The sequence below is a fragment of the Bacillus sp. 5w2 genome (genome assembly GCF_054353775.1).
In genome coordinates this window covers 96,916-122,224 of the sequence record NZ_JBTIWT010000002.1, presented here as the reverse complement: position 1 = coordinate 122,224, position 25,309 = coordinate 96,916, and the positions used below count along the sequence as shown (strand labels likewise).

The 25,309-nt window shown below is 36.5% G+C and carries 23 protein-coding genes and 1 other annotated feature; of the genes, 6 read left to right on the top strand and 17 right to left on the bottom strand.

The window, feature by feature from the left end; translation table 11 throughout:
* Nucleotides 1-13 precede the first annotated feature (13 nt).
* Both ACXY7N_RS04840 and mecA read right to left on the bottom strand, forming a co-directional pair.
* On the bottom strand, nucleotides 14-1,558 hold the full coding sequence (locus ACXY7N_RS04840; RefSeq protein WP_016088891.1) for a cardiolipin synthase: 1,545 nt from the start codon (nucleotides 1,556-1,558) through the stop codon (nucleotides 14-16).
* Between the two features lie 72 nt (nucleotides 1,559-1,630).
* Nucleotides 1,631-2,314 (bottom strand): adaptor protein MecA, encoded by a 684-nt coding sequence (gene mecA / locus ACXY7N_RS04835; RefSeq protein ID WP_488592304.1) that lies wholly within the window; start codon nucleotides 2,312-2,314, stop codon nucleotides 1,631-1,633.
* Between the two features lie 342 nt (nucleotides 2,315-2,656).
* On the opposite strand from mecA, the gene ACXY7N_RS04830 reads away from it, so the two are divergent.
* Complete coding sequence (locus ACXY7N_RS04830; RefSeq protein ID WP_016088892.1) at nucleotides 2,657-3,331, top strand: TerC family protein; 675 nt, start codon at nucleotides 2,657-2,659, stop codon at nucleotides 3,329-3,331.
* Between the two features lie 49 nt (nucleotides 3,332-3,380).
* Here ACXY7N_RS04830 and spx read toward each other — a convergent pair whose 3' ends face one another.
* The gene (gene spx / locus ACXY7N_RS04825) at nucleotides 3,381-3,776 is read right to left on the bottom strand and encodes a transcriptional regulator Spx (RefSeq protein ID WP_000258267.1); all 396 of its coding nucleotides are present in this window, start codon (nucleotides 3,774-3,776) and stop codon (nucleotides 3,381-3,383) included.
* Between the two features lie 593 nt (nucleotides 3,777-4,369).
* On the opposite strand from spx, the gene ACXY7N_RS04820 reads away from it, so the two are divergent.
* Complete coding sequence (locus ACXY7N_RS04820; RefSeq protein WP_000559978.1) at nucleotides 4,370-4,573, top strand: hypothetical protein; 204 nt, start codon at nucleotides 4,370-4,372, stop codon at nucleotides 4,571-4,573.
* Between the two features lie 27 nt (nucleotides 4,574-4,600).
* Here the strand turns inward: ACXY7N_RS04820 and ACXY7N_RS04815 are convergent, their stop codons facing one another.
* On the bottom strand, nucleotides 4,601-6,247 hold the full coding sequence (locus tag ACXY7N_RS04815) for a peptide ABC transporter substrate-binding protein (protein WP_000727246.1): 1,647 nt from the start codon (nucleotides 6,245-6,247) through the stop codon (nucleotides 4,601-4,603).
* A 351-nt stretch (nucleotides 6,248-6,598) separates the two neighbouring features.
* Here ACXY7N_RS04815 and ACXY7N_RS04810 point away from each other — a divergent pair, with 351 nt between their 5' ends.
* On the top strand, nucleotides 6,599-8,044 hold the full coding sequence (locus tag ACXY7N_RS04810) for an MATE family efflux transporter (RefSeq protein WP_002108704.1): 1,446 nt from the start codon (nucleotides 6,599-6,601) through the stop codon (nucleotides 8,042-8,044).
* 145 nt (nucleotides 8,045-8,189) lie between these two features.
* Here the strand turns inward: ACXY7N_RS04810 and ACXY7N_RS04805 are convergent, their stop codons facing one another.
* The 5 genes from ACXY7N_RS04805 to ACXY7N_RS04785 all read right to left on the bottom strand — a co-directional run bounded on the left by ACXY7N_RS04805 (nucleotide 8,190) and on the right by ACXY7N_RS04785 (nucleotide 13,881).
* Entirely contained in the window at nucleotides 8,190-9,125 is a 936-nt protein-coding gene (locus ACXY7N_RS04805) for an ABC transporter ATP-binding protein (protein ID WP_098485917.1), read from the bottom strand.
* Nucleotides 9,118-10,161, bottom strand: coding sequence for an ABC transporter ATP-binding protein (locus ACXY7N_RS04800; protein WP_000854346.1), 1,044 nt, complete (start codon nucleotides 10,159-10,161; stop codon nucleotides 9,118-9,120). Before ACXY7N_RS04800 ends, ACXY7N_RS04805 begins: the two co-directional genes overlap by 8 nt.
* Before the next feature lie 18 nt (nucleotides 10,162-10,179).
* Nucleotides 10,180-11,196, bottom strand: coding sequence for an oligopeptide ABC transporter permease (gene opp3C / locus ACXY7N_RS04795; protein ID WP_016088894.1), 1,017 nt, complete (start codon nucleotides 11,194-11,196; stop codon nucleotides 10,180-10,182).
* The gene (gene opp3b, locus ACXY7N_RS04790) at nucleotides 11,193-12,122 is read right to left on the bottom strand and encodes an oligopeptide ABC transporter permease (protein ID WP_000534165.1); all 930 of its coding nucleotides are present in this window, start codon (nucleotides 12,120-12,122) and stop codon (nucleotides 11,193-11,195) included. Before opp3b ends, opp3C begins: the two co-directional genes overlap by 4 nt.
* A 127-nt stretch (nucleotides 12,123-12,249) precedes the next feature.
* Nucleotides 12,250-13,881 carry a peptide ABC transporter substrate-binding protein gene (locus tag ACXY7N_RS04785; protein WP_016088895.1) on the bottom strand — a complete coding sequence of 544 codons (1,632 nt, stop codon included), beginning with the start codon at nucleotides 13,879-13,881 and terminating at the stop codon, nucleotides 12,250-12,252.
* A 319-nt stretch (nucleotides 13,882-14,200) separates the two neighbouring features.
* On the opposite strand from ACXY7N_RS04785, the gene ACXY7N_RS04780 reads away from it, so the two are divergent.
* The gene (locus ACXY7N_RS04780) at nucleotides 14,201-14,581 is read left to right on the top strand and encodes a DUF3899 domain-containing protein (RefSeq protein WP_016088896.1); all 381 of its coding nucleotides are present in this window, start codon (nucleotides 14,201-14,203) and stop codon (nucleotides 14,579-14,581) included.
* Nucleotides 14,582-14,686: 105 nt separating this feature from the next.
* Nucleotides 14,687-14,903, top strand: a binding site (T-box leader).
* Between the two features lie 75 nt (nucleotides 14,904-14,978).
* Nucleotides 14,979-15,968: a tryptophan--tRNA ligase gene (trpS, locus tag ACXY7N_RS04775; protein ID WP_016088897.1), complete on the top strand. Its 990-nt coding sequence runs from the start codon at nucleotides 14,979-14,981 to the stop codon at nucleotides 15,966-15,968.
* 279 nt (nucleotides 15,969-16,247) lie between these two features.
* Here trpS and ACXY7N_RS04770 read toward each other — a convergent pair whose 3' ends face one another.
* The 7 genes from ACXY7N_RS04770 to ACXY7N_RS04740 form a co-directional block, all read right to left on the bottom strand.
* Nucleotides 16,248-16,994: a YjbA family protein gene (locus ACXY7N_RS04770; RefSeq protein ID WP_016088898.1), complete on the bottom strand. Its 747-nt coding sequence runs from the start codon at nucleotides 16,992-16,994 to the stop codon at nucleotides 16,248-16,250.
* 143 nt (nucleotides 16,995-17,137) lie between these two features.
* The gene (locus ACXY7N_RS04765) at nucleotides 17,138-17,926 is read right to left on the bottom strand and encodes a DUF2268 domain-containing putative Zn-dependent protease (protein WP_098646496.1); all 789 of its coding nucleotides are present in this window, start codon (nucleotides 17,924-17,926) and stop codon (nucleotides 17,138-17,140) included.
* 106 nt (nucleotides 17,927-18,032) lie between these two features.
* Nucleotides 18,033-19,271, bottom strand: coding sequence for a beta-ketoacyl-ACP synthase II (gene fabF, locus ACXY7N_RS04760; RefSeq protein ID WP_000412643.1), 1,239 nt, complete (start codon nucleotides 19,269-19,271; stop codon nucleotides 18,033-18,035).
* A 31-nt stretch (nucleotides 19,272-19,302) separates the two neighbouring features.
* Entirely contained in the window at nucleotides 19,303-20,235 is a 933-nt protein-coding gene (gene fabH / locus ACXY7N_RS04755; RefSeq protein WP_001100533.1) for a beta-ketoacyl-ACP synthase III, read from the bottom strand.
* A gap of 232 nt (nucleotides 20,236-20,467) precedes the next feature.
* Nucleotides 20,468-20,644, bottom strand: coding sequence for a ComZ family protein (locus ACXY7N_RS04750; RefSeq protein WP_001986215.1), 177 nt, complete (start codon nucleotides 20,642-20,644; stop codon nucleotides 20,468-20,470).
* 55 nt (nucleotides 20,645-20,699) lie between these two features.
* A complete protein-coding gene (locus tag ACXY7N_RS04745; RefSeq protein ID WP_116349585.1) occupies nucleotides 20,700-21,572 on the bottom strand; it encodes an NAD-dependent epimerase/dehydratase family protein in 873 nt (290 codons plus the stop codon).
* Nucleotides 21,573-21,601: 29 nt separating this feature from the next.
* Nucleotides 21,602-22,336, bottom strand: coding sequence for a lipase family protein (locus tag ACXY7N_RS04740; protein WP_016088902.1), 735 nt, complete (start codon nucleotides 22,334-22,336; stop codon nucleotides 21,602-21,604).
* 156 nt (nucleotides 22,337-22,492) lie between these two features.
* Here ACXY7N_RS04740 and ACXY7N_RS04735 point away from each other — a divergent pair, with 156 nt between their 5' ends.
* Complete coding sequence (locus ACXY7N_RS04735) at nucleotides 22,493-22,675, top strand: YjzD family protein (protein WP_001211112.1); 183 nt, start codon at nucleotides 22,493-22,495, stop codon at nucleotides 22,673-22,675.
* A 33-nt stretch (nucleotides 22,676-22,708) separates the two neighbouring features.
* Here the strand turns inward: ACXY7N_RS04735 and clpB are convergent, their stop codons facing one another.
* Entirely contained in the window at nucleotides 22,709-25,309 is a 2,601-nt protein-coding gene (gene clpB / locus ACXY7N_RS04730; RefSeq protein WP_016088903.1) for an ATP-dependent chaperone ClpB, read from the bottom strand.

The following is a 25,309-nucleotide window of genomic DNA, read 5'->3' as shown; positions in this document are numbered from 1 at the left end:
CGGACATCTCTTTTTATAATAAAGGTGATAATAACCGATACGTTGATTCAACAATTCGTCTATGAAGACGCCTTTTATGAAAACGATCGACATGAATTTCACTTGATTCTTCTATATCCTCTTTAAAATCTTGAACAAGTTTTCTAATGCTATCTGTATCATATAAAAAGGCATTTACTTCAAAGTTCAAATGAAAACTTCTCATATCCATATTAGCGGTCCCAATTGACGCTAAATCAGAATCAACAATGACAACTTTACTATGAAGAAAACCTTTTTCGTATTCATATATCTTTACCCCTGCATCTAAAAGCTCTGGGAAGTACGATCTTGATGCGTAAAAGACAGTGCGCTTATCAGGCTTACTCGGCATTAGCAAACGAACATCAATACCAGCAAGTGCCGCTACCTTTAATGCGGATAAAATATCATCATCCGGAATGAAATACGGCGTCGCAATCCAAATGGATTTCCGCGCAGAAGCAATCATGGCAAAATATAAATGTTTAATTGTTTCCCATTTATTATCCGGTCCACCTGCAACGAGCTGCACGCCTCCCCAATGATCACCCTCAACTGCTTTCGCTTGTAAATATTCAGGGGCCAGCACAGCCTCACCAGTCATATAAAACCAATCTTGAAGGAAAATAAGCTGTAAACTTTGTACAGCTTCACCACGCAAATATAAATGCGTGTCTCGCCAAAAACCGAAGTACTTATCTTTCCCTAAATATTCATCACCAATATTTAATCCACCTACAAATCCTTCATTTCCATCAATAATAACGATTTTTCGGTGGTTTCGATAATTAATCTTATCGTTTAAAATCGGAAAGCGCACAGGGAAAAATGGAACCATTTCTACTCCTGCATCATTCAATTCTTCAATATACGAATTCGATAATTTAAAACTTCCAACCGCATCATATAAAAAACGAACGACTACGCCTTCTTTTGATTTTTGTATTAAAATATCTTTAATTTCTGTTCCAAGCTTATCATCACGTACAATGTAATATTCCATATGAATGTGATGTTTCGCTCGTTTTAATCCATCTAAAATGGCTTGAAATGTTTCATCTCCATTTGTTAATGTTCTCGTTTCAGTTTGAAATGAAATATTTAAAGCGCCTAAGCGGTCCGCTAAACGAAATAACAGCTCTTGATGTTTATGATTGCGCAAAATCCGTTCTTCGTAATCTTCATGCCCCTTATATTGTAAAAATGCTTGTTCATCGAGCAACGCCTTCTTTTGGAACATTCTCTTCCTCCGAAAATTCTGTCCAAATAATAAATAAGCGAAAAATCCAAATACCGGAAAAATACCTAACACAATGAGCCATGTAAGTGTTTTAGACGGATGACGGTTCTCTAAGAAAATAACGCAGCCAATTAAAAATGCAGATACTGTAAATAAAATACTAATAATACCTAAAATCGAAACATCTTTTATCCCAATTACATCCGAATAAAATGCTACATCAATAAACATACGTAACGAAACAAATAATGCGAACAATAGTAGAACAAAGAAAATCAACTTTAACGTATTTTTCATCTCTTACCTCCTTACTAAGAAAGCTTTCCTATTCTTCATATAAAAAGCCGATTTCATACTACAGAAATCGGCCTACGTTTTAGCAGGAAAATTATTGCGAATTGTTTCAAGCGCATGCTCTTTCACAATTTGTTTTCCATACTCACTTACACGATGAATTGTTAAAGTTGATTCTTCTCCGTATTCTAAAACAATACTTAAAATACGATCAATTTCTTCTTCATCATGTAGCACTTCATCGAATTGCACATATACATAATAGCGGTTCTCAAATGAATATAGCTCATCTTTTATATCTTCAAAGATCAGACGGTGGCTTAATGAAATGACATCTTCAAAATCATTAAATTTAATTAAAAAGCCAAACGTACCATCTTCGTTAAAGTTTGTTCCTGCTTGTTCTTCTACCTCTTCCACTAATTCTTGCTGGAATAATGATTCAATGCCTTCATCTAGAGGAATGTCTATAATTTTATCTACACCTATTGGTAGTTCTAGCTTTTGTCCATCCTTTGAAAGCTCTGCTTTCGTTACAAGTACTTCAATCCCTTTATCGACTGCTTGCACTTGAATCCATAACGGTCCATCAATAAAGAAATCATCATGATCACGAGCTTCGTCCATCATCTCCCAAAAGAGCTCTTCACTTCGTTCGCGGTCATACCAAATCTCCTCACGATTAAACCCTCTGTCCTCTATATCAATGTACGTAATAAAAAATTTCATCGTATGGTCATTAATTCTTTCAATATCCAAAATACAACTCTCCCTTCCTGCTTAGAATTGTTATGAAGGGATTCCCCACTCATATGACAAATCAATAGATTCTTGTACTCTCATTTTATGATAAGATTCTCCAGAATGGAAATAAAATCGATTTATTTTACAAAAATAGTTATATACCTATCTTTATTCGACCATCTACACAAATATATCATTATAGCGATTTCTCACTCACAAAAAATTTGGACATACATTTCCCCCTTCCCCCGTACACTGTAATAAAGTGAAACTTTTATTAGAGAAGATTATTTAGTCTCTTTCTTCACCACATACATATAGTTCGCTTATTAAAACATCATAAATGGAGGCAGACGAATGGACTTAGAGTTTTTAACATCTGTACTAATGATTGTCGGTATCGATGTTGTACTAGGGGGTGACAACGCAATCGTCATCGCACTAGCTAGCCGAAATTTACCTGAATCGAAACGAAATAAAGCTATTTTAATTGGTACTCTTTTAGCAATCGTACTAAGAATTATCCTCACTATACTAGCTGTCTATTTACTCGATATTCCATTTCTGCAACTTATCGGGGGCGTTTTACTTACATTAATTGCAGTAAATTTACTAACTGATAATAGCAACGATCTTTCTTCTATTCAAGGAAAAACAACTTTATTTCAAGCTGTGCGTACAATTGTATTCGCGGATCTCGTTATGGGATTTGACAATGTTATTGCCATTGCAGGGGCAGCTCACGGAAGATTTTTACTCGTAATAATCGGCTTACTCATTTCGATCCCGATTATTATTTGGGGCAGCAAACTCATTTTAATACTGATGGAACGCTTTCCATTCCTCATTTATTGCGGGGCAGCGATTCTCTCCTATACAGCAGGAAAAATGGTCACACATGAAGACAGACTTGCAACCTTTTTTCATAACAACCCAAGTTTCACTGCAAGCATTCCATACTTGTTTATTTTCACCATTTTATGTATCGGCTTTATCGTTCAACAAGTTCGATTACGAAATGTGAAACATTAAAAAAAACCTTCTACTATATAATAGGTAGAAGGTTTTCATATTATTATAATTAATTTACAAGACGCTGTGCTTCACGTAATTGGAACGTTCTTACTGTACGTGGTAAGAAACGGCGGATTTCGTCTTCATTGTAACCTACTTGAAGGCGTTTCTCGTCAATCATAATTGGACGACGTAAAATCCCTGGATAGTCACGAATCATCTTATATAAATCTTGAAGTGGTAAAGACTCTAAGTTTACATTTAATTCTTGGAAAACTTTTGAACGAGTAGAAATAATCTCATCCGTTCCGCTTTCTGTCATACGTAAAATCTCTTTAATTTCCTCAATCGTTAATGGATCTGAGAAAATATTACGTTCTGTATAAGGAATATGATTTTCCTCTAGCCATAATTTCGCCTTTCTACAAGACGTACAGCTTGGAGAACTATATAATGTTACCATACAAAGCTCACTCTCCTTAAAGAGTACAAATTCTGTACTAATTACAGTTTAAATTTCTAAATTCAGCAATTTTTCGCGATACCTTGTCTTAAAACAAAGTGCAAAAATCGCATTTCATGTAAGCAACAACTTTAAGCAAACAACAATTACTTTTAATAAGTAACTTCTATAATCATTATACAATAGATTTTGCAAGAAATATACAGTAAATTTCCTTCTAATTGAGAAAACTCTTCCGTGCATTCCACTGCTATGTAACAAGATTACACTCACATTACCTGTTCTTTAACAATAACCTTTAACCCTTTTAACACTCAGTTTTCATAGATTCCTCATATGATATATAGTTATTTTCTCATAATCTTTCCTATGAAAAAGAGAACGTTTTCTTACCTTTTCCTGATAAATCAATTAAGAAATGTAAGACTGTACAAGTGAGAATTGAAAGGAACATTTGTTCTTATTTTAACAAATATTCTCATTCATGTCTATACGATTTCTAAAATAAATCCATTATTTTTCTGACAGTTCTTTCTTTTTTATCTTTTATCTCATACAATAAAAATACAGACAGGCAAAGGGGGAATTTGCAAATGATTGCTTTTTTTATTGATTTTGTCACTGTTGCTGCCCTCATCATCGGAATAACAGCATTGATTGGTGTCATTACAAATAGCATTGGTGAAAAACTCTTTGGCGGAAAAGAAAAGATGAAGTTTGTTAATAAAAGCTTGGATGTACAATCCGGCTGGAACCAAGTTGGCGGAAAAGGTATTTATAAGAAACGTACGTATTAAAAAAAGCAGGCGGTCAGCCTGCTTTTTTTATTTTTCTACAGATGCCCACTTAAAGCTTAATTCGCCGCCATATTTGTGGATATATACATCTTTAATTGTTTCTCTTTCTAATATAGATCTACCGCGTTGGAATACTGGTGCAATTGCTGCATCCTCAAATAAGATTTTTTCCGCTTTTAACAGGTCATTCCAACGTCCTTTTACATCTGAACCTTCTTGCTTTGCCTTTTTAATAAGGCCATCATACTGGGCATTAGAATAACTCATTTTATTTTGTGAACCATCTGTTATAAACATATCAAGGAATGTGATTGCATCAGGGAAATCAGGCCCCCATCCAGTAAATGAAATATCAAACTGTCCACTATCTTCAAGTTTTAATTTTTGTGCAAATGGTTGCATCTTAATCGTTACTGTTAGACCTGGTAAATTCTTTTCTAATTCTCCCTTTACATACTCACCAATTTTCTTAGATTCTTCATTATCAAAGTTTAAAAATTCTAGTTCTATTTTATCCTTACCTAATTCTTTCTTTCCTGCTTCCCAGAATTTTTTAGCTTCCTTCACATCTACTTTTGAAAGTTTTCCATTTTCTTTTCTGAAATCCTGCTTATCTGGTCCCTTAACAAAATCAGATGGTACTAAACCATAAGCTCCCTTAGAACCATTGTTTAAAATAACCTCACCAATACCATCTCGATCGTATGCACTAGAAATAGCCTTACGAATATTTTTGTTAGCTAACGCTGGATTTTTTTGATTAAAACGCAAGAAGAACACAGTTGGATCATTAATTGTTTTAAAATCTTTTTGCCCTTTATACTTATCAACTAATTCCGCTGATAAACCAACTCTGTCAATCGCATTCGTATTATATAAATTAACAGCTGCTCCTGTATCTTTTACAACATTAAAATTAACTTCTTCTAATTTCACTTCTTTTTGATCCCAATAACCTGGATTTTTCTTTAGTTGGAAACTTTGTTCATGCTTCCATTCATTTAATACAAATGGACCGTTATACAACGTTGTATTTGCTTCCAAACCAAATTTTTCTCCCTGTTCTTTCATATACTTCTCATTTAATGGGAAAAATAGTGGATACACCGTTAAATCAAGAAAATATGGAACTGGATTATCCAATTCAACTTCTAATGTATAATCATCTATCGCTTTTACACCTAATTGATCCGGTGATAGCTCTCTTTTATTAATTTTCTCTGCATTTTTCACATCTAACATAATATATCCTGATTTCGCTGCCGTATCCGGGTTAACAGCTCTTTGCCATGCATATACAAAATCTTTTGCTGTTACAGGATCACCATTCGACCATTTAGCGTCTTCACGCAATTTAAATGTATATTTTTTACCATCTTCAGATTTCGTATGGGATTTCGCTACACCTGGAACTAACTTATCGCCTTTCCCAAGTCGATATAGCCCTTCCATTGTATTATTCATAACTTTTGAAGAAGCAGCATCCGAGGCAAGTGTTGTATCCATTGTCGGAATTTCAGACACTTCTGTTAGATTAATAACTTGCTTCGCACCGCTTTTCCCGCTATCCCCTTTTGCGTTCGCTTGCGGTTCATCTTTTTGATAGCTACATGCCCCTAACATCATGCTCATTGCTACTGTTGACGCTACAAAAACTGGTATCTTTTTTTTCATACTTCCACCCTCCAAAAAATGTTAGCCCTTTCATTTTCAAACAGAAAGAAATATATATATGTTCTAATAATTCATATTATACACACAAATATATTTTTTGTATATTTATATTTCTATTTCATTAAAATTTTCTGTTAAAAAATGTATCCATGTAAACGTTTCATATTACTATTTTTCCTCGCTAAAGTGTCGATAATAACTATTTTTATATTTTTCTAAATTATCAGAGAAAAATAAATTTTATATTTCATAATACTTTGTGCATAATTATCCTTCTCTTTTTAACATAAAATTGCAGGCCCTTCATATTAAAAATATGTAGGCTCAAATGGGTGCAAAGGATAAGAAAGTATGTTACGATACACCTTGCTAAAAATAGATATCGGTAAAGAGGGGACGGACATGACAGCAATTCAGGCAAAAAACGGGCCAACAGAGAAATTAAGTTTATTCTTATTAACATGGCCTATTTTTCTAGAAGTTTTTCTATTTATGTTAATGGGTATCGCTGATACTTTCATGTTAAGTGCATTATCAGACGATGCTGTATCTGGGGTTGGTGCAGCGAATCAATATCTCCATATCGCTATTTTGGTACTAGAAGTCATCGGGAACGGCGCAGCTATCGTCGTATCTCAATACCTCGGTTCCAAACGTTTTATGGAAGCATCTAAAATATCAGCTTTAGCCGTCACATTAAATTTAGTGGTCGGACTCGTTATAAGCGCTGGTTTTCTTTTATTTTCAAAACATATGATGATGGCAATGAACTTACAAGGCGATGTACTCATGTATGCACAAAACTATTTATCCATCGTCGGGGGAGCTATTTTCCTTCAAGCTATTATTAATTCATTAGCCGCAATTATCCGCGTACACGGCTTCACAAAGCAAGCGATGTTTATTTCACTTGGAATGAATATTATTCATATCGCTGGAAACTATGTACTCATTTTCGGGAAATTTGGTTTCCCAGAACTCGGTGTACAAGGGGCTGCCATTTCTTCTGCTGTCAGCAGATTAATCGCTCTTATCGTTTTCTTCTGGTTACTGTACCGCGTTATGGAATACCGTGTGAAAATACAATATTACTTCACCTTATCAAAAGAATACATCGGGAAAATTTTAAAAATCGGGATTCCCTCTGCATTTGAGCAAGTTATGTATCAAGCTTGCCAAATTGTCTTTCTGTATTATGCAACGTACTTAGGAACGGAATCATTAGCGGCTAGACAATACGCTACGAATATTTCTATGTTCACTTATTTATTTGCTATTGCAATCGGTATGGGAACAGCAATTATTATCGGGCGCCTCGTTGGCGGTGGTGAAAAAGATGAAGCATATGAACGCGTATGGAAAAGTGTGAAATGGGCAATTGGCGTCACTTTATGTATGGTCGCTCTCGTTATTACATTCCGCACACAATTAATGGGACTATTTACAGATAATCCGCACATTATTACATTAGGTGCATCAGTTCTTTTACTAAGTATACTACTTGAAACGGGACGCACGATGAACATCGTTATTATCAATTCACTTCGTGCAGCTGGTGATGCAAAATATCCTGTTTTAATCGGAGCATTCTCTATGGTGTTAATGAGTTTACCACTCGGTTACTTTTTCGCCTTCCATTTAGATATGGGGCTCGTTGGTATTTGGCTAGCGATTGCTATCGATGAATGGACACGTGCCATTATTATGTTCTTCCGCTGGAAAAGTAGAGCGTGGGAGCGTTATGCACTTGTTAAACCTGAAGAAAAAGAAGAGATTGTTTCTGTTCAAGCGCAATAATACTCGTTTGATTAAGGTGTAGTCTTTAGTAAATGAAACTTATATGAGCGATTCTTTAAATAAATCGACTTACCGAGAAATGTTGACAACTCTTTTATATAGTAGAAAAAAGCCAATCTTCCATAACGGAAGATTGGCTTTTTTATTATTGATAAATCTCTTTATATTTCTTATACTCTGCTTCAGAACATAATACGAAATGTCCTGGGCGAATTTCACGCATTGTTGGTGCTTCACTAGCATAATCATGCTGAGATGGATCGTATACGATACGTTTACGATTGCGCTCATAATCTGGATCCGGAAGCGGGATCGCTGATAATAGTGATTTTGTATATGGATGAATTGGATTCGCATATAACTCTTCACTTGTTGTTAGCTCAACGATTTGACCACGGTACATTACGCCGATGCGATCACTAATGTATTTTACCATTGATAAATCATGGGCAATGAATAAGTATGTTAAACCTTTTTCCTTTTGTAACTTTTTCAGTAAGTTTACAACTTGCGCCTGGATTGATACGTCAAGCGCTGAGATTGGCTCATCGGCAATGATAAATTCAGGCTCTACAGCAAGTGCGCGAGCGATACCGATACGTTGACGTTGTCCACCTGAGAATTCATGTGGGAAACGGTTTGCGTGCTCTTTATTTAAACCAACTGTGTTTAATAGCTCATGAACACGTTCCATACGCTCTTTTTTGCCTTTTGCTAGTCCGTGAATATCAATACCTTCTGCGATAATATCCCCTACTGTCATACGAGGATTTAATGATGCATATGGATCTTGGAAAATCATTTGCATTTTACGGTTGAACTTCTTCAGTTGTGCGCGTGATTTTTTACCATGTACATTTTCACCATCAAACAACACTTCACCAGCAGTTGCATCATATAAACGAATAATCGTTCTTCCAGTTGTCGATTTACCACAACCTGATTCTCCTACAAGACCAAATGTTTCTCCGCGGAAAATATCAAATGAAATATCATTAACCGCTTTGACAACACCACCACTCACGTCGAAGTGCTGCTTTACATTTTTTACTTCAATTAATTTCTCACGTTGTTTAGTCATGTTGTTCACCTGCTTTCATTTGAAGAATACGTTTTTCAACAACTGCCGGCGGTTTTACTTCTGGAGCTTGCTCGTGAAGTAACCAAGTTGCCGCATAGTGTGTATCACTTACTTTAAATAAAGGTGGGTCCATTTCAAAATCAATTTTCAATGCCTGTGGGTTACGTGGTGCAAAAGCATCTCCCTTTGGCGGCTTCAATAAATCTGGAGGCGTTCCAGGGATTGCATATAATTCTTCTTCTGAACCATCTAAACTTGGCATAGATGCGATTAAGCCCCAAGTGTACGGATGTTTTGGATTGTAGAAAATTTCATCTACAGTTCCGATTTCAACAACTTTACCAGCGTACATAACTGCCACGCGGTCCGCAACGTTTGCCACTACACCTAAGTCATGCGTAATGAAAATGATTGCCGCTTCTGTTTTTTGCTGAATGTCTTTCATAAGCTCTAAAATTTGCGCCTGAATTGTAACGTCTAGCGCTGTTGTCGGCTCATCGGCAATTAATAATTTTGGGTTGCAAGCTAACGCCATCGCAATAACTACACGCTGTCTCATACCACCTGAGAATTGGTGAGGGTATTGTTTTAAGCGCGCTTCTGGATTTGGAATACCTACAAGGTCGATTAATTCTAGCGCAACTTTACGTGCATCAGCTTTACTCATCCCTTGGTGTTTAATAAGGCCTTCCATAATTTGATTTCCAATTGTCATCGTTGGGTTTAATGATGTCATTGGATCTTGGAAAATCATCGCGATATCTTTACCGCGCACTTGTTGCATTTCTTTTTCTGTTAGTTTCGTTAAGTCACGACCTTCAAATACGATCTCACCGTTTTTAATACGTCCTGGAGGATTCGGAATTAATCCCATTAACGCTTTAGAAGTAACTGATTTACCAGAACCAGATTCTCCTACAATCGCTAATGTTTCTCCTTTTTTCAAATCAAAAGTAACACCGCGTACAGCTTGTACTTCACCTGCATGTGTATCAAAGGAGACTTGCAAATCTTTTACCTCTAGCAATGTTTTCATTTTTACTTCTCCCCTCTTTTACTTACGCATTTTTGGATCTAACGCGTCGCGTAATCCGTCTGCCATTAAGTTGAATGCTAAGATTAACATACTGATGACAACCGCTGGGATGAACATCATATGTGGATACGTTTGAATTGATTTATAACCATCGTTTACAAGAGAACCAAGTGATGCGAATGGTGGCTGAATACCTAAACCGATGAAGCTTAAGAACGCCTCACCAAACACTGCTGTTGGAATTGTAAACATTGTCATTACGATAATTGGTCCCATTACGTTCGGGATTAAGTGTTTTACAATTAACTGTGTATTTGTTGCACCTAATGTACGAGATGCTAATACGTATTCTTGATTTTTTAATTTCAGGATTTGTCCACGAACGATACGCGACATCCCTATCCAACCTGTAATCGCCATTGCGAGTGTAATTGACCATATACCAGATCCCATAATGATTACCATTAAAATAACGATGATTAAGTATGGAATACCGTTAATAATCTCCATAATACGTTGCATAATATTATCTACTCTACCGCCATAGAACGCTGAAATACCTCCATATGCAACCCCAATTACTAAGTCAATTGCTGCTGCTAAAAGAGCGATATATAATGATACGCGTGTACCTTCCCATGTTCTTGTCCATAAATCGCGTCCAAGATCATCTGTACCAAACCAGAAATACTCTTTAATATCACGTTTTTCATATTGGTCAACACCATATTGATCTGTACCGTCAAATGGTAGCCAATGAACATTTTCAATAACAGGAATTTTCGGTGGTAATTTCGAACGACCTAAATCTTGCTCTTTATAAGAATGCTTACTTACCATCGGTCCTAAAATTGCTAGTAAGATAATAAGCGCTAATAAAACGAAACCGAACATTGCCCCTTTATGTTGGAACAAACGTCTTCTTACATCTTGCCAAAACGTTAAGCTTGGACGGGCAATGACTTCATTATCAACATTATTTTGATTGGCTTGTTGAAATAAATCTGGAGATAATTTTTGTACATCTTTCATCATTTTTTCCCTCCCGCTAAACGAATACGAGGATCAATAATTCCGTATAAAATATCAACAATGAAAATAACTAAGATGAAAATCGCACTATAGAAAATTGTAGTTCCCATAATAACTGTATAGTCGTTCACTGTAATCGATTTAACGAATTGTTCCCCAAGTCCTGGTACAGCATAAATTTGCTCAATAACTAATGTACCTGTAATTAAACCTGCAACCATTGGTCCTAAAATTGTTACAACTGGAATTAACGCGTTACGAAGTGCGTGTTTGATAATGATAACGCCTTGGCTAATTCCTTTTGCCTTCGCTGTTAAAATGTAGTCAGCTTGCATAACTTCAATTAACTCTGCACGAGCGAAACGTGCGATTGTTGCGATAACTGCCATCGATAAAGCGATTGTAGGCATTACTGTAAACTCTGGTCCTTTCCAGAATGCTACTGGGAACCATCCAAGTTTTACCCCTACGAAATATTGTAGTAATGCGGCGAATACGAACGATGGTACCGACATCCCGAGTACGGAAATAATTGTCGCCCCATAATCGACCCACGTATTGTTGCGAAGTGCCGCAACGATTCCTAAAATTAAACCGATAAATGTTCCTAATATAATCGCTTGTAAACCAAGTTGTGCTGATGGTCCAATGCGATCCACAATCATATCTGTTACCGGACGGTTATCATATTGGAATGATACCCCTAAATCACCTTTTGCTAAGTTACCTAAGTAACGTGCATATTGAACTGGTACTGGATCATTTAAGCCATATTTTTCAAGAATGATTTCTTTTTGTGCCGGTGATAGCTTCTCCTGGTTTTTAAGCGGAGAACCCGGAAGTAATTTCATCAAAAAGAAAGTCAGTGTAGTAATTAAAAATAATGTCAAAGCCATGTACACGAAACGTTTTAATACATAACGTCCCATAGTCAAGCACCTCCCCGTTTTTCTCAAAAGCAATAAGATAGTTTAAAATATTCTTACTTTTATTTTTTTAAAATAAGAGCATATGCCCATCATAGGCATATACCCTTATTCATGATGGAAACCATTTTTAGTTTTTAAGTTCAACCCACTTATAGCTAAATTCTCCGCCATATTTATGTTCTAATAGGCCAGTAATTGAGCCACGTTGTAAATATGCTTTACCAGGTTGATATACTGGAGCAATCGCTGCATCTTCAAGCAATTGTTTTTCTGCTTTTAATAGAGCATCCCAGCGAGCTTGTACATCAACTTCTGTTTTCGCTTTTTTAATTAAATCATCATACGCTGCATTTGCGTAATTCACTTTATTTTGTGCATTACCTGTTGTATACATTTCAAGGAATGACATTGGATCCATATAATCTGGACTCCATCCCGCATATGACATTGCATAATCTCCACTTGCTTCAAGTTTTAGTTTTTGTGCAAATGGCTGCATTTTTGTTGAAACTGTTAAACCTGGTAAGTTCTTTTCAAATTGGCCTTTTAAATACTCTCCGATTTTTTTCGCATCATCAGTATCAAAGTTTAATAGCTCTAACTCTACTTTGTCTACACCAAGTTCTTTTTTACCAGCTTCCCAGTATTTTTGTGCTTCTTTCATATCCTCTTTTATAAGCTTTCCGTTTTCTTCACGGAAGTCTTTTCCATTCGGACCTTTTGCTAAGCCTTTCGGAACAAAACCATATATTCCTTCTGAACCATCGTTTAAGATCACTTTTCCGATGTTTTCACGTTCAAAGGACATTGCAATTGCTTTTCGGATATTTTTATTTGCTAAAAATTTATTCTTTTCATTTAAGCGAATAAATTGTGTAGATGGTCTCTTAATCGTTTTAAAGTCAGCATCTGATTTGTATTTATCTACAAATTCTGATGTTAACACTACACGATCAATTGCTTTCGTTTCATATAAATTTATAGCAGTTGAACGATCCTTAACAATATTGAAGTTTATTTCCTCAAGTTTTACTTCTTTATTTTCCCAATACGTTGGATTTTTCTTAAGTTGGAAACTTTGTTCATGCTTCCATTCATTTAATACGAATGGACCATTATAAAGTGTCGTATTGGATTCTAATCCAAATTTTGCTCCTTGTTCTGTTACAAACTTCTCATTCAAAGGATACAAGGTTGGATAGACTGTTAAACTTACAAAATAAGGAACAGGGTTATCTAATTCCACTTCAAGTGTATGATCATCAATTGCCTTTACACCAAGTTCTTCAACTGGTAATTCTTTTTTGTTAACTTTTTCCGCATTTTTAACATCAAATAGTATGTAAGCAAACTTAGCACCCGTATTTGAATCTACAGCTCTTCTCCAAGAATAAACGAAGTCTTTCGCTGTTACAGGTTCACCATTAGACCATTTCGCATCTTCACGTAATTTAAATACATACTTTTTTCCATCCTCTGATTTCTCATAAGATTTAGCGACACCTGGAACAAGTTTATCGTCTTTCCCCAGACGATATAATCCCTCCATTGTGTTATTCATGATGTTAGAAGATGCTGCATCTGTTGATAACGTCGTATCCATAGTTGGAATTTCAGCTGTCTCGGTTAGATTTAACACTTGCTTGTTTGAGGATTTTTCTTTTGCGCCTGCTTTATTATCCTCTTTTTGGTAACTACAAGCTCCTAACATACTGACCGTCAACGTCGATGCAAGTAATAACGGTATCTTTTTCTTCATGTTGTGTTGCCTCCCCTAATTGCACTTCCTGTACCCTCACTTGTAAAAAAGTAGAATTGAAAGAATAATCTCCAAGTTTCTACAATTTTCATTATACATATAATATAACAATTGTGAATATAGTTTTTTGTTTTTTTGTTAAAATTTTTAATAAAATGTTTATTTTTTTATTTTTTTGTAAAGGGATACGTTAACATTGCTACCATCATCTTGAAATCAGACCTTTAATTGCGTATAATTTTCAAAAAATTAATTCTAGTACATATTATAGCTTTTATAGTATAATAATTCTAGTAATATTTTGACGGAGGGGAACATTTTGAATAAAGTTTTTTTTCATACTTGTATACTAATTTTCATAGCGATAGTCGCTTCTAGTATTGGCGCATTCCTCGTTTCATCGCAATTTTTGTTGAATTTTGTCAATATCTCGTTTTATATTGCGCTATTTTTTATTCTTATAGGCGGTTTTTTATTCATATTTCAAAATGGATTTTTTAACGTAACAATTTACGCCTTCCAAAGAGTATTTGGTACGAACAAAAAAATTGACTCATTAATTGAAGAAGTAGAGGAACCTGTCGATAAGAAAGAACGTATTTATAAAACATATTCATTCAAATGGACGTATCCAATTTGCATTACAGGTCTCGTTCTTGGGTTGTTCTCGACCATCATTAGCTTTACTATTTTGATGTAGTTTGCAAACACTATCCCATATGATATAATAATCAGCAAAACATTTTGTTATAAAACTTTAGTTCTTTCATATTAAAAGAGCTCAGGTAACAATAAATAAATTTATATGTATGCGATGATAAAGAAGAGTACATATTGAGGCAATTTCAGAGAGCTTGTGGCTGGTGTGAACAAGTAATTGTACAGTATGGAATGGGCTTTTGAGCACCAAACCGAACCGAAAGTAGTAGGCTTTGGCGTTATATCCAAACGTTATTATGGATTAGAGAGATTTCACAGTAGTGAAATAATTAGGGTGGTACCGCGGTCCATTCGTCCCTATAGTTTTTGGGATGAATGGGCTTTTTTGTTTGCCTTCTCTTCCCCCATCACGCATTCAAATTTAGGAGGAATTACTTATGTCAGTTATCTTTTCTGGTATTCAGCCAAGTGGAACGATTACACTTGGAAACTATTTAGGAGCTATGAAGCAATTTACAGAGCTTCAAAATGAACACGACTGTTATTTCTGTATTGTAAACCAACATGCAATTACAGTACCTCAAGATCCCGTACAACTTCGTAAAAACATCCGCAGTCTTGCTGCACTTTATGTAGCATGCGGCATCGATCCTGAAAAAGCTACTTTATTTGTACAGTCAGAAGTACCAGCACACGCTCAACTAGGATGGATTATGCAATCAGTTGCTTACGTTGGAGAATTAGAGCGTATGACGCAATATAAAGATAAATCATCGGGCAGAGATTCAGTTCCAGCTGGATTACTAACGTACCCACCATTAATGGCTGCTGATATTTTACTTTACAACACTGAAATCGTACCTGTTGGTGATGACCAAAAACAACATATGGAATTAACACGTGATCTAGCAGAGCGTTTCAACAAACGCTTCCGTGAAGTGTTCACTGTTCCTGAAATTCGCATTCCAAAAGTAGGAGCTCGCGTTATGTCATTAACAGAGCCTACGAAAAAAATGAGTAAATCTGATCCAAATCCAAAATCAATGATCAGCATGCTTGATGAACCAAAAACAATTGAAAAGAAAATTAAGAGTGCTGTAACTGATTCTGAAGGTATCGTGAAATTTGATAAAGAAAACAAACCTGGTATCTCTAACTTATTAACAATCTACTCTTCATTCTCTGGAAAAACAGTTGAAGAAATCGAAGCAATGTACGAAGGAAAAGGATACGGCGACTTCAAAGGCGACCTAGCACAAGTAGTCGTAGAAGCAATTCGTCCAATCCAAGACAAATATAACGAACTAATCAACTCACCAGAACTAGACGAAATTCTAGACAAAGGTGCCGAAAAAGCAAACCGCGTTGCATTCAAACAACTACGCAAAGTAGAAAACGCAATGGGACTAAGTAGAAAACGTAGGTAATTTATAAAGCGGAGGCGACTGCTTAGCCCTGACGGCTAAGGTTCTTTCCCACAGAAGGTGCTTTTTACCTTCTCGTGGGGAAGGTTCTTAGACGCGAAGGGCTAGGAGCCGGAGCTGGATTACATAAAAAGCGGAGGCGGCTCGCTTAGAATATGAGGGGGATGGAGCTCCTGACGTAGAGGTGCTTTTTGCCTCGCAGGAAGGCGCGAAGCCACCGAATATTCTTGCCGCCGGAGCTAGACTACACAAAATTAAAAAAACCGCCAATTGGCGGTTTTTTTAATTTACCTTTTGCTCGTTTTCCATTTCCCATAACTTTTCAAAAAATGGCTGTCCTTTTACAAGACGCTCGCATAATTGTTCGTGCTTCTCAGACCAGCCTGCTTTCGCTTCATCATACAATCTAGCCCAAATATCTTCAAATTCCATATGTTGAACCATTCCGTATGCTGATGGATCCCACTCTGTGAACCAATAGCGAATTTCTGCTGTGTTTTTCGTTGTATGTAATTGATCTAACGCCATAAATAATAATTGTTTTAGCTGTCTTTCTTTACGAGTTAAGCCATTCATAATGAAAGGTGATGGTGATAAAATATGATGTTCTTTTTCCATTTCTTCTACTTGGAACTCATACTTTTCTGCTTGTACGCTTTCTACCATCTCATACACCATCTGCTCTTGGCGCGGTATAAGTCTACTTTTTCGAATTGGTACATTGTAACCAATTGTGTCGATCGCAATAATTCCTTTTCCATCTGTAACAACAAAGCAATACTCTTGCTGCAAACGTTCATGATTTTTACGAATATAAGCCTTATGATGTACGTCTTCCAACAATTTTTGCGGAAGCTCTAACAATTCGTCCTCGATGTAATGATATAATGTGGAATCTACTTTTAATAATGGCACTTGATCTAATAGCTCAATCGTATCATCTTTCCGCCATTCGTAAAAATGACAAACGTTATACCCATTTTCTTCACCTTCAAACCAATTTACCCATACATCATGTAGATATAACATTCACTACCCCTCACTTCACTACTGTTTGTATCAATCATTATGTTCAATTTTTCTTAACTTTATTCCACCTAAGGAAATATATTCTAATTATTATTTTTTCTTCTATTAATACTAAAAAAAACAGGAAATAGAGCTCCTGTTTTTTATATATGAAATGTATTTGCTTTATTCAATATTTCTTTCGCATCTATAGATAATAAAGAAAGTGTATCTATAGATGCGGAAGCTACACAGTCTTTGACAATATGAAATCCAAGTGCATAGCCAAGCATCTTCGGATAAGAATGAAGTCCATTTAATAAGATGTCGTGCTCCCTTGTTCCTCGTTTTATACTTATTCTTTCATGTACAACGTTTTTCCAATAATATATAGCCTCTTCTTTTGAAAGATACTTCGTCCATGGTGCATTGTTTTTTTCTGAATATCTTTCCGTTACTGCTTGCTCAGCTAACCCTTCCATAATCATCGTATCAAGTAATGTATATTCTGTTTCTTTCGTCTCAATTTGATGTAACCTGCATATGTGGTGATATTCATGCGCCAATAACACTTTTAATTCTTCCACCGAATTCCGTCCACATACGAATAAGAAAATAACGTGACGCATAGATAATCCAGCCCTGCCGTTATATTCTTCTTGTACAGTCCGATTATAAGAATCTGATAATAAAATAAAGACAGGGACATCCGGACCTTTTAACCAACTTTTCAGTTTCTCATACTCCATACGTAACTCTTTCCAAATTTCCTTTTTCTCTAACTCTTTAATTTCTTGTTCTCCCCGCATAACTGGACGATACATACCTTTAGAAATTAAAAAGCGATACAACCTTTCTTTTGGCAGCGGGATATACTTCGTAAATTTCTCACACAGCTTTTCTGGCCGCCCGTAATATAGATGTAACCACTCGGCTGTTTCAATAACCCCCATCTTTATCCCTCCTTATTCTTATGTATATGCAAAAGGAGAAAAAGGCGTAAAAATAAATAAGGAGTTTTTTCGTAATATATTACGAAAAAACTCCTTATTTCATCTATTATTTATACGATTTAAATACTAACACCGCGTTATGACCACCGAATCCAAGTGAGTTACTTAATACTGCATTTACTTCTTGTTGTCTCGCTTTATTCGGTACGTAATCTAAGTCACACTCTGGATCTGGTGTTTCATAGTTAATTGTTGGAGGGATTACTCCGTCTGTAATTGATTTAATTGAGAAGATCGCTTCAACAGCACCAGCTGCTCCTAATAAGTGACCTGTCATTGATTTCGTTGAGCTAATTGCTACTTTATACGCGTGCTCACCGAACGTTTCCTTAATTGCCATCGTTTCATACTTTTCATTCGCATCCGTACTTGTACCATGTGCATTAATGTAATCAATATCTTCTGGCTGTAGACCTGCATCTGCTAAAGCTTGACGCATTGCGCGCACGCCGCCTTCACCACCAGGAGCCGGCATTGTAATATGGAATGCATCACCAGTTGCACCGTAACCAGCGATTTCCGCATAAATGTGAGCACCACGAGCTAATGCGTGCTCTAATTCTTCAAGAATTAGAATACCTGAACCTTCACCCATTACGAAACCACTACGGTTTTTATCAAATGGACGGCAAGCTGTTGCTGGATCTTCATTAAATGTTAATGCTTTCGCTGAACTAAATCCTGCGAATGCCATACTTGTTAACGGTGCTTCAGCTCCGCCTGTAATCATTGCATCAGCATCACCGCGCTGAATTGCTTTAAATGCATCACCAATTGAGTTTGCACCAGATGCACAAGCCGTTACAGAACAAGTGTTAATCCCTTTTGCTCCTGTCGCGATTGATACTTGACCTGCTGCCATATCTGGAATCATCATCGGTACGAAGAATGGACTCACGCGGCGCGGTCCTTTCTCAGTAAAAATCTTAAATTGTTCTTCGTATGTTTCCATACCGCCAATACCAGAACCAATCCATACACCAATTCGAGGTCCGTTTTCTTCTGTAATTTCAAGTTTTGCATCCGCAACTGCCATTTTCGCTGCTGCTACTGCATATTGTGTAAAGCGATCCATACGGCGCGCTTCTTTTTTATCAATATATTTCTCGACTTCAAAGTCGTTAATTTCTGCTGCTACTTTTGCTGGAAATAGTTCCGGATCAATTCTTGTAAGTCGTCCGATTCCAGATACACCCTTTTTAATGTTTTCCCACGCTGTTTCAACATCTGTTCCGATCGGTGTAACAGCTCCTAGTCCTGTAATTACGACCCTCTTTTTTTCCATACAAAATACACTCCTTTTTTTCTCTCAGTCCTTATTTACCCCAACGAAGAGCGACCGCTCCCCATGTTAATCCGCCTCCGAAACCAACAAGTATAATTAAATCCCCATCTTGAATACGTCCATTTTGCAATTCCTCTACCATTGCAATTGGAATTGAAGAAGCTGATGTATTACCAAACTTTTCAATTGTCATACTCATTTTTTCTTGCGGTAAATTTAATCTCTCTCTTGCAGATTCCATAATACGAATATTTGCTTGATGTGGTACTAAGAAATCCACATCCTCTTTCGTAAGACCAGCTTTATCCAGCACGCGAAGACAAGATTCACCAAGTTGACGAACGGCAAATTTAAAGACTTCTCTGCCATTCATCATAACATACTCGTCTTGATAAAGATGCTTACCGCCACTTCCGTCTGCTCCTAATTCGAAAGATAGAACGCCTCTTCCTTCTGAAACGGCTCCCATTACAATCGCACCGGCTCCGTCTCCAAATAATACTGCTGTATTGCGATCATTCCAGTCTACAATTTTAGATAGTTTATCACTACCAACTACTAATACATTTTTATAAGTTCCCGTTTGAATAAATTGCTGCGCTGTAATCATTCCGTACATAAAACCAGCACATGCTGCACCTACATCCATTGCAGCTGCATGTTTCGCTCCAATCGCTTCTTGAATGACACAAGCTACTGCTGGAAACGCACGATCTGGTGTTACTGTCGCCACCAAAATAAGATCGATATCTTCTCCGCTAACCCCTGCATCTTCAAGTGCTTTTTTAGCAGCCTCTACGGCCATATATGAAGTATCTATTGTATCATCGGCAATGCGTCTTTCTGCAATTCCCGTTCTCGTACGAATCCATTCATCGGATGTATCCATTATTTTCTCTAAATCGTGATTTGTGACTACTTTTTCTGGCACATATCTTCCGATCCCTAAAATGCCCACGTTCACATCGCAGCCCTCCGTTTTATATCAATTATTATGACTTGGTACTAATTTTAAAACATAAATGTATTTTTGTCTAGAATATATTTCAGCTAAAGCATAAAGCTAGGCATTATTCACTTTATTGTTTATAAAAAGAAACAGAAACATACCTTTCCTAGTTTCTTTCGAAATATAAAAAGACCCGAACCGCTTCTACTTACGGTTCGAGCCTCTCTCCCTTCAAAAAAGAAGGGTCTTACTCTTTATCTGCTTTCCCAAGCTCATATGCTTCATTCATAACTTTCATCAATAACTCTAATACTGGTTGTGCTTTCTCCATATCAAGTGCAATTCCATTATCATCTAAAATTGCTTTTGCTTCTGGTAAATGCTTCATTGCGATTTGTAAAAATTGCATGCTTTTTTCGTTCATAGTATGTTCTTCCTCTCTCCAATAAACTTTCACATACAATAGTGTAACACGTGCTCTACCCTTCGTATAACTCTTTATATTTTTTCATATGTGCCAATTGTTTATTTAAACCGTATTCTAACGGGGTATTTCTTTTTATCGAAATAACCTCTACAGCTTCATCTCTTTCTTCCTCATTCTTTTTATTCACTTTATCCTCTGCACGTAAAAGATTCATACCTTTTTTCCATAATGACTTTTTACCACTAAGTAAATTGTATATACCGAGATACTCCTCGTTCATTCCATTTTCCCATAAGCATTCACATACATCTTCAACATACAGTAGATCACTTCCGTTTTCCTCGCTCGCATAACGGCACTCTTTCTCATCCAGTTCTGATAAGATGAGCTGATGATACATCATAAAAGATGGTTGCCATGGTCCATATAATGTAGGAACTCGAAATACACTATATTGTACCTCTCCTTTTTTCAATCCTTCTTCCACTTTCGAAAATAGACGTTTATTTTCAGATTCATCTGCACTTCCTACTTCAATAGAAGAAATTAAATTTAACTTTACTTTATGTTCTTCACACATTTTTATAATTCGCTTTAAATATTGCAATATAAGCCTTTCATTCCGAAACCCACTATGCTGATTTGGCTCATACAAGCAAAAGTAAACCGTATCGAACTTCTCTCCTTCCACTGATTTCCATCCATCTTCACCTCTTATCGAATAATACGTAAATAACGCATTTCGCCCAATTAACAATAACTTCTCTTCATTGATTTTTGTCATACTATCGAATTCATCAAAATCAAGACCATACACTTCTACTTCTTCTGCGATCATTTTATTCACAAGGTGATAACCTACAAACGTAAGTGCACCTATAATTAGCACGCGTTCCATACCACCAACCCTTTCCCCTTGAAACAAATAGCTCCTCATTTATGTATATGGGAGCTTCACAATTCTTCTTCATATTTTTTAAAGAAATCAGTCGCTTGCCTAACCATTTTATATTTCACATCTTGCAGATGGAATAAGACAGAAGTATCACATTGATTAAATTGCCTCATTTTCTCATATTTACGTAACAACTGTTTTCTTCCTCTTTTTTCTTGTGTTGACACGAAAATTTTAACAGGTACACAAGACGGAAGAAGGGTAAATGATTTCTTATTTATTTTTGATGCTAATTCTTCTTCTTTGGAATCATACGCCAAACTTAATTCCTTCACTAACCTTTTGTAAAAAAACTTATGCTCTTTCTCAAACTCCACATATTCTGGTAAATCTAAACACGGATTTAACATAATGACAGAGCGTATAGATTCAGGGTATTTGTTCATCATTTCAAGTGCTACAAGTGCACCCATACCATCTGCCATAATGTGCATTTTCGCATTCAATGTCTCTTTTCTCAAAACAACATCATATAAACGTTTTGCTAGCCGAACAGATTGGTCGTTTCCCCAATGTCTTCCGTATAAATTAGAAGAAAAGACCGTGTAGCCTTCCTCAATAAGGCCATGTAAAAAATAAGATCTTCCCGCATGCTGTGTCCATAAACTTGTACCATTCTCAATAAAGTAGTTGTAATCACCAAGAAGCATTACAGAAAATCCATTTGGCTTCTCTGGTAAATAAATGACACATGGTTCTTTTTCTAAGTAAAAAAAACGTTCCGTAATACTCATTTTTCCCCCGCCTTATTTTCTAAACATATAAAAGTACTCTTTTATAATGTATGAACAGAATGCAAATTTGCGTTGAAAAATCTACAAATATTTTTCTATATTCTTTTTTCAATTGTGTTACAATAAGGACAGATTGAACGAATAGAGGTGTAAAATATGCGTTTCATTTGGGCATTAATTTGGTCGTTCGCGCTTGTACATATGATGAGCTATGTAATTGGTTCTATGACTGGCGGTACATACGATTTTAACCAAGCGTCTATTTTCTCAGTTGTTCTTGCGGTATTAGTACTTGCGATTTCAGCTGCAATTCCAAACGAGCCAGTAGAACAACACTAAAAAAAGAGTCCGGATTTTATCCGAACTCTTTTTTCATTTCACACGAACGACTAATTCGTTATTTTCTACATCTACAACTACGTGACTGTTATCAGTAATCGTTCCTGCAATTAATTCTCTCGCTAATTTCGTCTCAACTTGACGTTGTACGTATCGTTTTAATGGACGAGCTCCGTACATCGGATCAAAGCCAGCTTCTACAACGAATTCTTTTGCAGAATTCGTTAATTCCACTGTAATGTGACGATCAGCTAAACGGCCTTGTAATTCTTTTACAATTTTATCAACAATACCTTTAATTTCATTCGTTGTAAGAGGCTTGAATAAAATAATTTCATCGACACGGTTTAAAAACTCTGGTCGGAAATGTCCTCTTAATTGTCCCATTACAAGTTCTCTTGATTCTTCTTTAATGGAACCATCTTCTTCTAATCCATCTAACAAATGAGCGGATCCAATATTTGAAGTCATAATAATGACCGTGTTTTTAAAGTCTACTGTACGACCTTGTGAATCTGTAATGCGTCCATCATCTAACATTTGTAATAAAATGTTAAATACTTCTGGATGTGCTTTTTCGATTTCGTCTAATAAAATAACAGAATATGGTTTACGTCTTACTGCTTCTGTTAATTGACCGCCCTCTTCATATCCAACATATCCAGGAGGCGCACCAATTAAGCGTGACACAGCATGTTTCTCCATATACTCAGACATATCGATACGAATCATTTGCTCTTCACTATCGAATAAAGACTGTGCTAACGTTTTTGCAAGTTCTGTTTTACCAACACCAGTCGGTCCTAAGAAGATGAAGGAACCAATCGGACGGTTCGGGTCTTTAATACCAGCGCGTGCACGAAGAACTGCGTCTGATACTAAGCTTACCGCTTCCTCTTGTCCGATTACACGCTCTGATAAAATTTGCTCTAAGCGTAGTAATTTCTCGCGTTCACCTTCAACGAGTTTTGCGACAGGAATACCAGTCCAGCGTGAAACAATATCAGCAATCTCTTCTTCACTTACTTCCTCACGTAATAAACGATTTTCTTGTTTATTATGCGCGCCCATTTCTTCTGCTTCTTTTAACTCTTTTTCAATTGCAGGAATTTTCCCGTGACGAAGTTCCGCTGCTTTATTTAAATCGTAATTACCTTCTGCTTCTTCTAATTCACGGCGCAGTCGCTCTAAATGTTCACGTAAGTCACGAACTTTGTGAATATCTTCTTTTTCTTTCTCCCATTTCGCTCTCATACCACTTGCAACTTCTTTTAAATCCGATAATTCACGTTGCAATGTTTTGAGACGTTCTTGGCTACCAAAGTCCTTCTCTTTTCCAAGAGCCGCTTCTTCAATTTCCAGCTGCATAATGCGGCGCGTTACTTCATCTAATTCTGTCGGCATAGAATCAATTTCTGTACGAATTGTTGCGCACGCTTCGTCAACAAGATCGATCGCTTTATCAGGTAAGAAGCGATCTGAAATATATCGATCTGATAAAACAGATGCTGCTACAATCGCGCGGTCATGAATATTTACACCGTGATAAATTTCAAAACGCTCTTTTAATCCACGTAAAATGGAAATTGTATCTTCAACAGTTGGTTCTTCTGCTAATACTTGTTGGAAACGTCTTTCTAGCGCTGGATCTTTCTCAATATATTTACGATATTCATCTAACGTTGTCGCCCCGATACAATGCAATTCACCACGCGCAAGCATCGGTTTTAACATATTTCCTGCGTCCATCGCACCTTCTGTTTTACCAGCGCCGACGATTGTATGAAGTTCATCAATGAATAATAAAATGCGGCCTTCACTCTTTTTAATTTCATTTAATACCGCTTGCAGACGCTCTTCAAATTCACCGCGGAATTTTGCTCCAGCTACAAGCGCACTCATATCTAACGCAAAGATTGTTCTATCTTTTAATCCTTCAGGTACATCTTTCTTTACAATACGCTGTGCTAATCCTTCAACGATTGCTGTTTTACCAACACCTGGCTCACCAATTAAAACCGGGTTGTTTTTCGTTTTACGTGAAAGGATACGAATGACGCGGCGAATTTCACTATCACGGCCGATTACAGGGTCAATTTTCCCCGCTCTTACTTCCGCCACTAGATCACGGCCATATTTTTCTAACGCTTCATAAGTTGCTTCTGGATTTTGACTAGTCACTCTTTGATTCCCCCGAACTGTCATTAAAGACTGTAATAAGTTGTCTTTCGTAATATGAAATCTTGTAAGTAATTGATTTATATCGCCTTTTTCTTCAGCAAAAGCAAGCAATACATGTTCAACTGAAATGTAGTCATCTTGCAATTTCTCTGCTTCTTTTCCTGCTCTTACAAGTAGTTGTTGCAGAGCACCTGTTATATATAATTTGCCCGCTTCTGCTCCGCTTCCCGTTACAGAAGGCTTTTTCTTAATTAAACTTTCGGCACCTTGCTTTAACGCTTCTATATCGACATTCATTTTTTGAAAAATACGTACTGCTAACCCATCTTGCTCTTCTAATAATGTAAACAAGAGATGAACAGTATCTACTTCTTGATGATGATGAGACACCGCTAAAGATTGGGCACTCATAATCGCCTCTTGTGTTTTTGTTGTCATTTGATTTAAGTCCAT

Bases quoted from the DNA above. Each gene is read 5' to 3' on its own strand.
- ACXY7N_RS04840 (WP_016088891.1), bottom strand. From the start codon at position 1,558: ATGAAAAATACGTTAAAGTTGATTTTCTTTGTTCTACTATTGTTCGCA.
- ACXY7N_RS04830 (WP_016088892.1), top strand. From the start codon at position 2,657: ATGGACTTAGAGTTTTTAACATCTGTACTAATGATTGTCGGTATCGAT.
- spx (WP_000258267.1), bottom strand. From the start codon at position 3,776: ATGGTAACATTATATAGTTCTCCAAGCTGTACGTCTTGTAGAAAGGCG.
- ACXY7N_RS04820 (WP_000559978.1), top strand. From the start codon at position 4,370: ATGATTGCTTTTTTTATTGATTTTGTCACTGTTGCTGCCCTCATCATC.
- ACXY7N_RS04815 (WP_000727246.1), bottom strand. From the start codon at position 6,247: ATGAAAAAAAAGATACCAGTTTTTGTAGCGTCAACAGTAGCAATGAGC.
- ACXY7N_RS04810 (WP_002108704.1), top strand. From the start codon at position 6,599: ATGTTACGATACACCTTGCTAAAAATAGATATCGGTAAAGAGGGGACG.
- ACXY7N_RS04805 (WP_098485917.1), bottom strand. From the start codon at position 9,125: ATGACTAAACAACGTGAGAAATTAATTGAAGTAAAAAATGTAAAGCAG.
- ACXY7N_RS04800 (WP_000854346.1), bottom strand. From the start codon at position 10,161: ATGAAAACATTGCTAGAGGTAAAAGATTTGCAAGTCTCCTTTGATACA.
- opp3C (WP_016088894.1), bottom strand. From the start codon at position 11,196: ATGATGAAAGATGTACAAAAATTATCTCCAGATTTATTTCAACAAGCC.
- opp3b (WP_000534165.1), bottom strand. From the start codon at position 12,122: ATGGGACGTTATGTATTAAAACGTTTCGTGTACATGGCTTTGACATTA.
- ACXY7N_RS04785 (WP_016088895.1), bottom strand. From the start codon at position 13,881: ATGAAGAAAAAGATACCGTTATTACTTGCATCGACGTTGACGGTCAGT.
- trpS (WP_016088897.1), top strand. From the start codon at position 14,979: ATGTCAGTTATCTTTTCTGGTATTCAGCCAAGTGGAACGATTACACTT.
- ACXY7N_RS04770 (WP_016088898.1), bottom strand. From the start codon at position 16,994: ATGTTATATCTACATGATGTATGGGTAAATTGGTTTGAAGGTGAAGAA.
- ACXY7N_RS04765 (WP_098646496.1), bottom strand. From the start codon at position 17,926: ATGGGGGTTATTGAAACAGCCGAGTGGTTACATCTATATTACGGGCGG.
- fabF (WP_000412643.1), bottom strand. From the start codon at position 19,271: ATGGAAAAAAAGAGGGTCGTAATTACAGGACTAGGAGCTGTTACACCG.
- ACXY7N_RS04750 (WP_001986215.1), bottom strand. From the start codon at position 20,644: ATGAACGAAAAAAGCATGCAATTTTTACAAATCGCAATGAAGCATTTA.
- ACXY7N_RS04740 (WP_016088902.1), bottom strand. From the start codon at position 22,336: ATGAGTATTACGGAACGTTTTTTTTACTTAGAAAAAGAACCATGTGTC.
- ACXY7N_RS04735 (WP_001211112.1), top strand. From the start codon at position 22,493: ATGCGTTTCATTTGGGCATTAATTTGGTCGTTCGCGCTTGTACATATG.
- clpB (WP_016088903.1), bottom strand. From the start codon at position 25,309: ATGGACTTAAATCAAATGACAACAAAAACACAAGAGGCGATTATGAGT.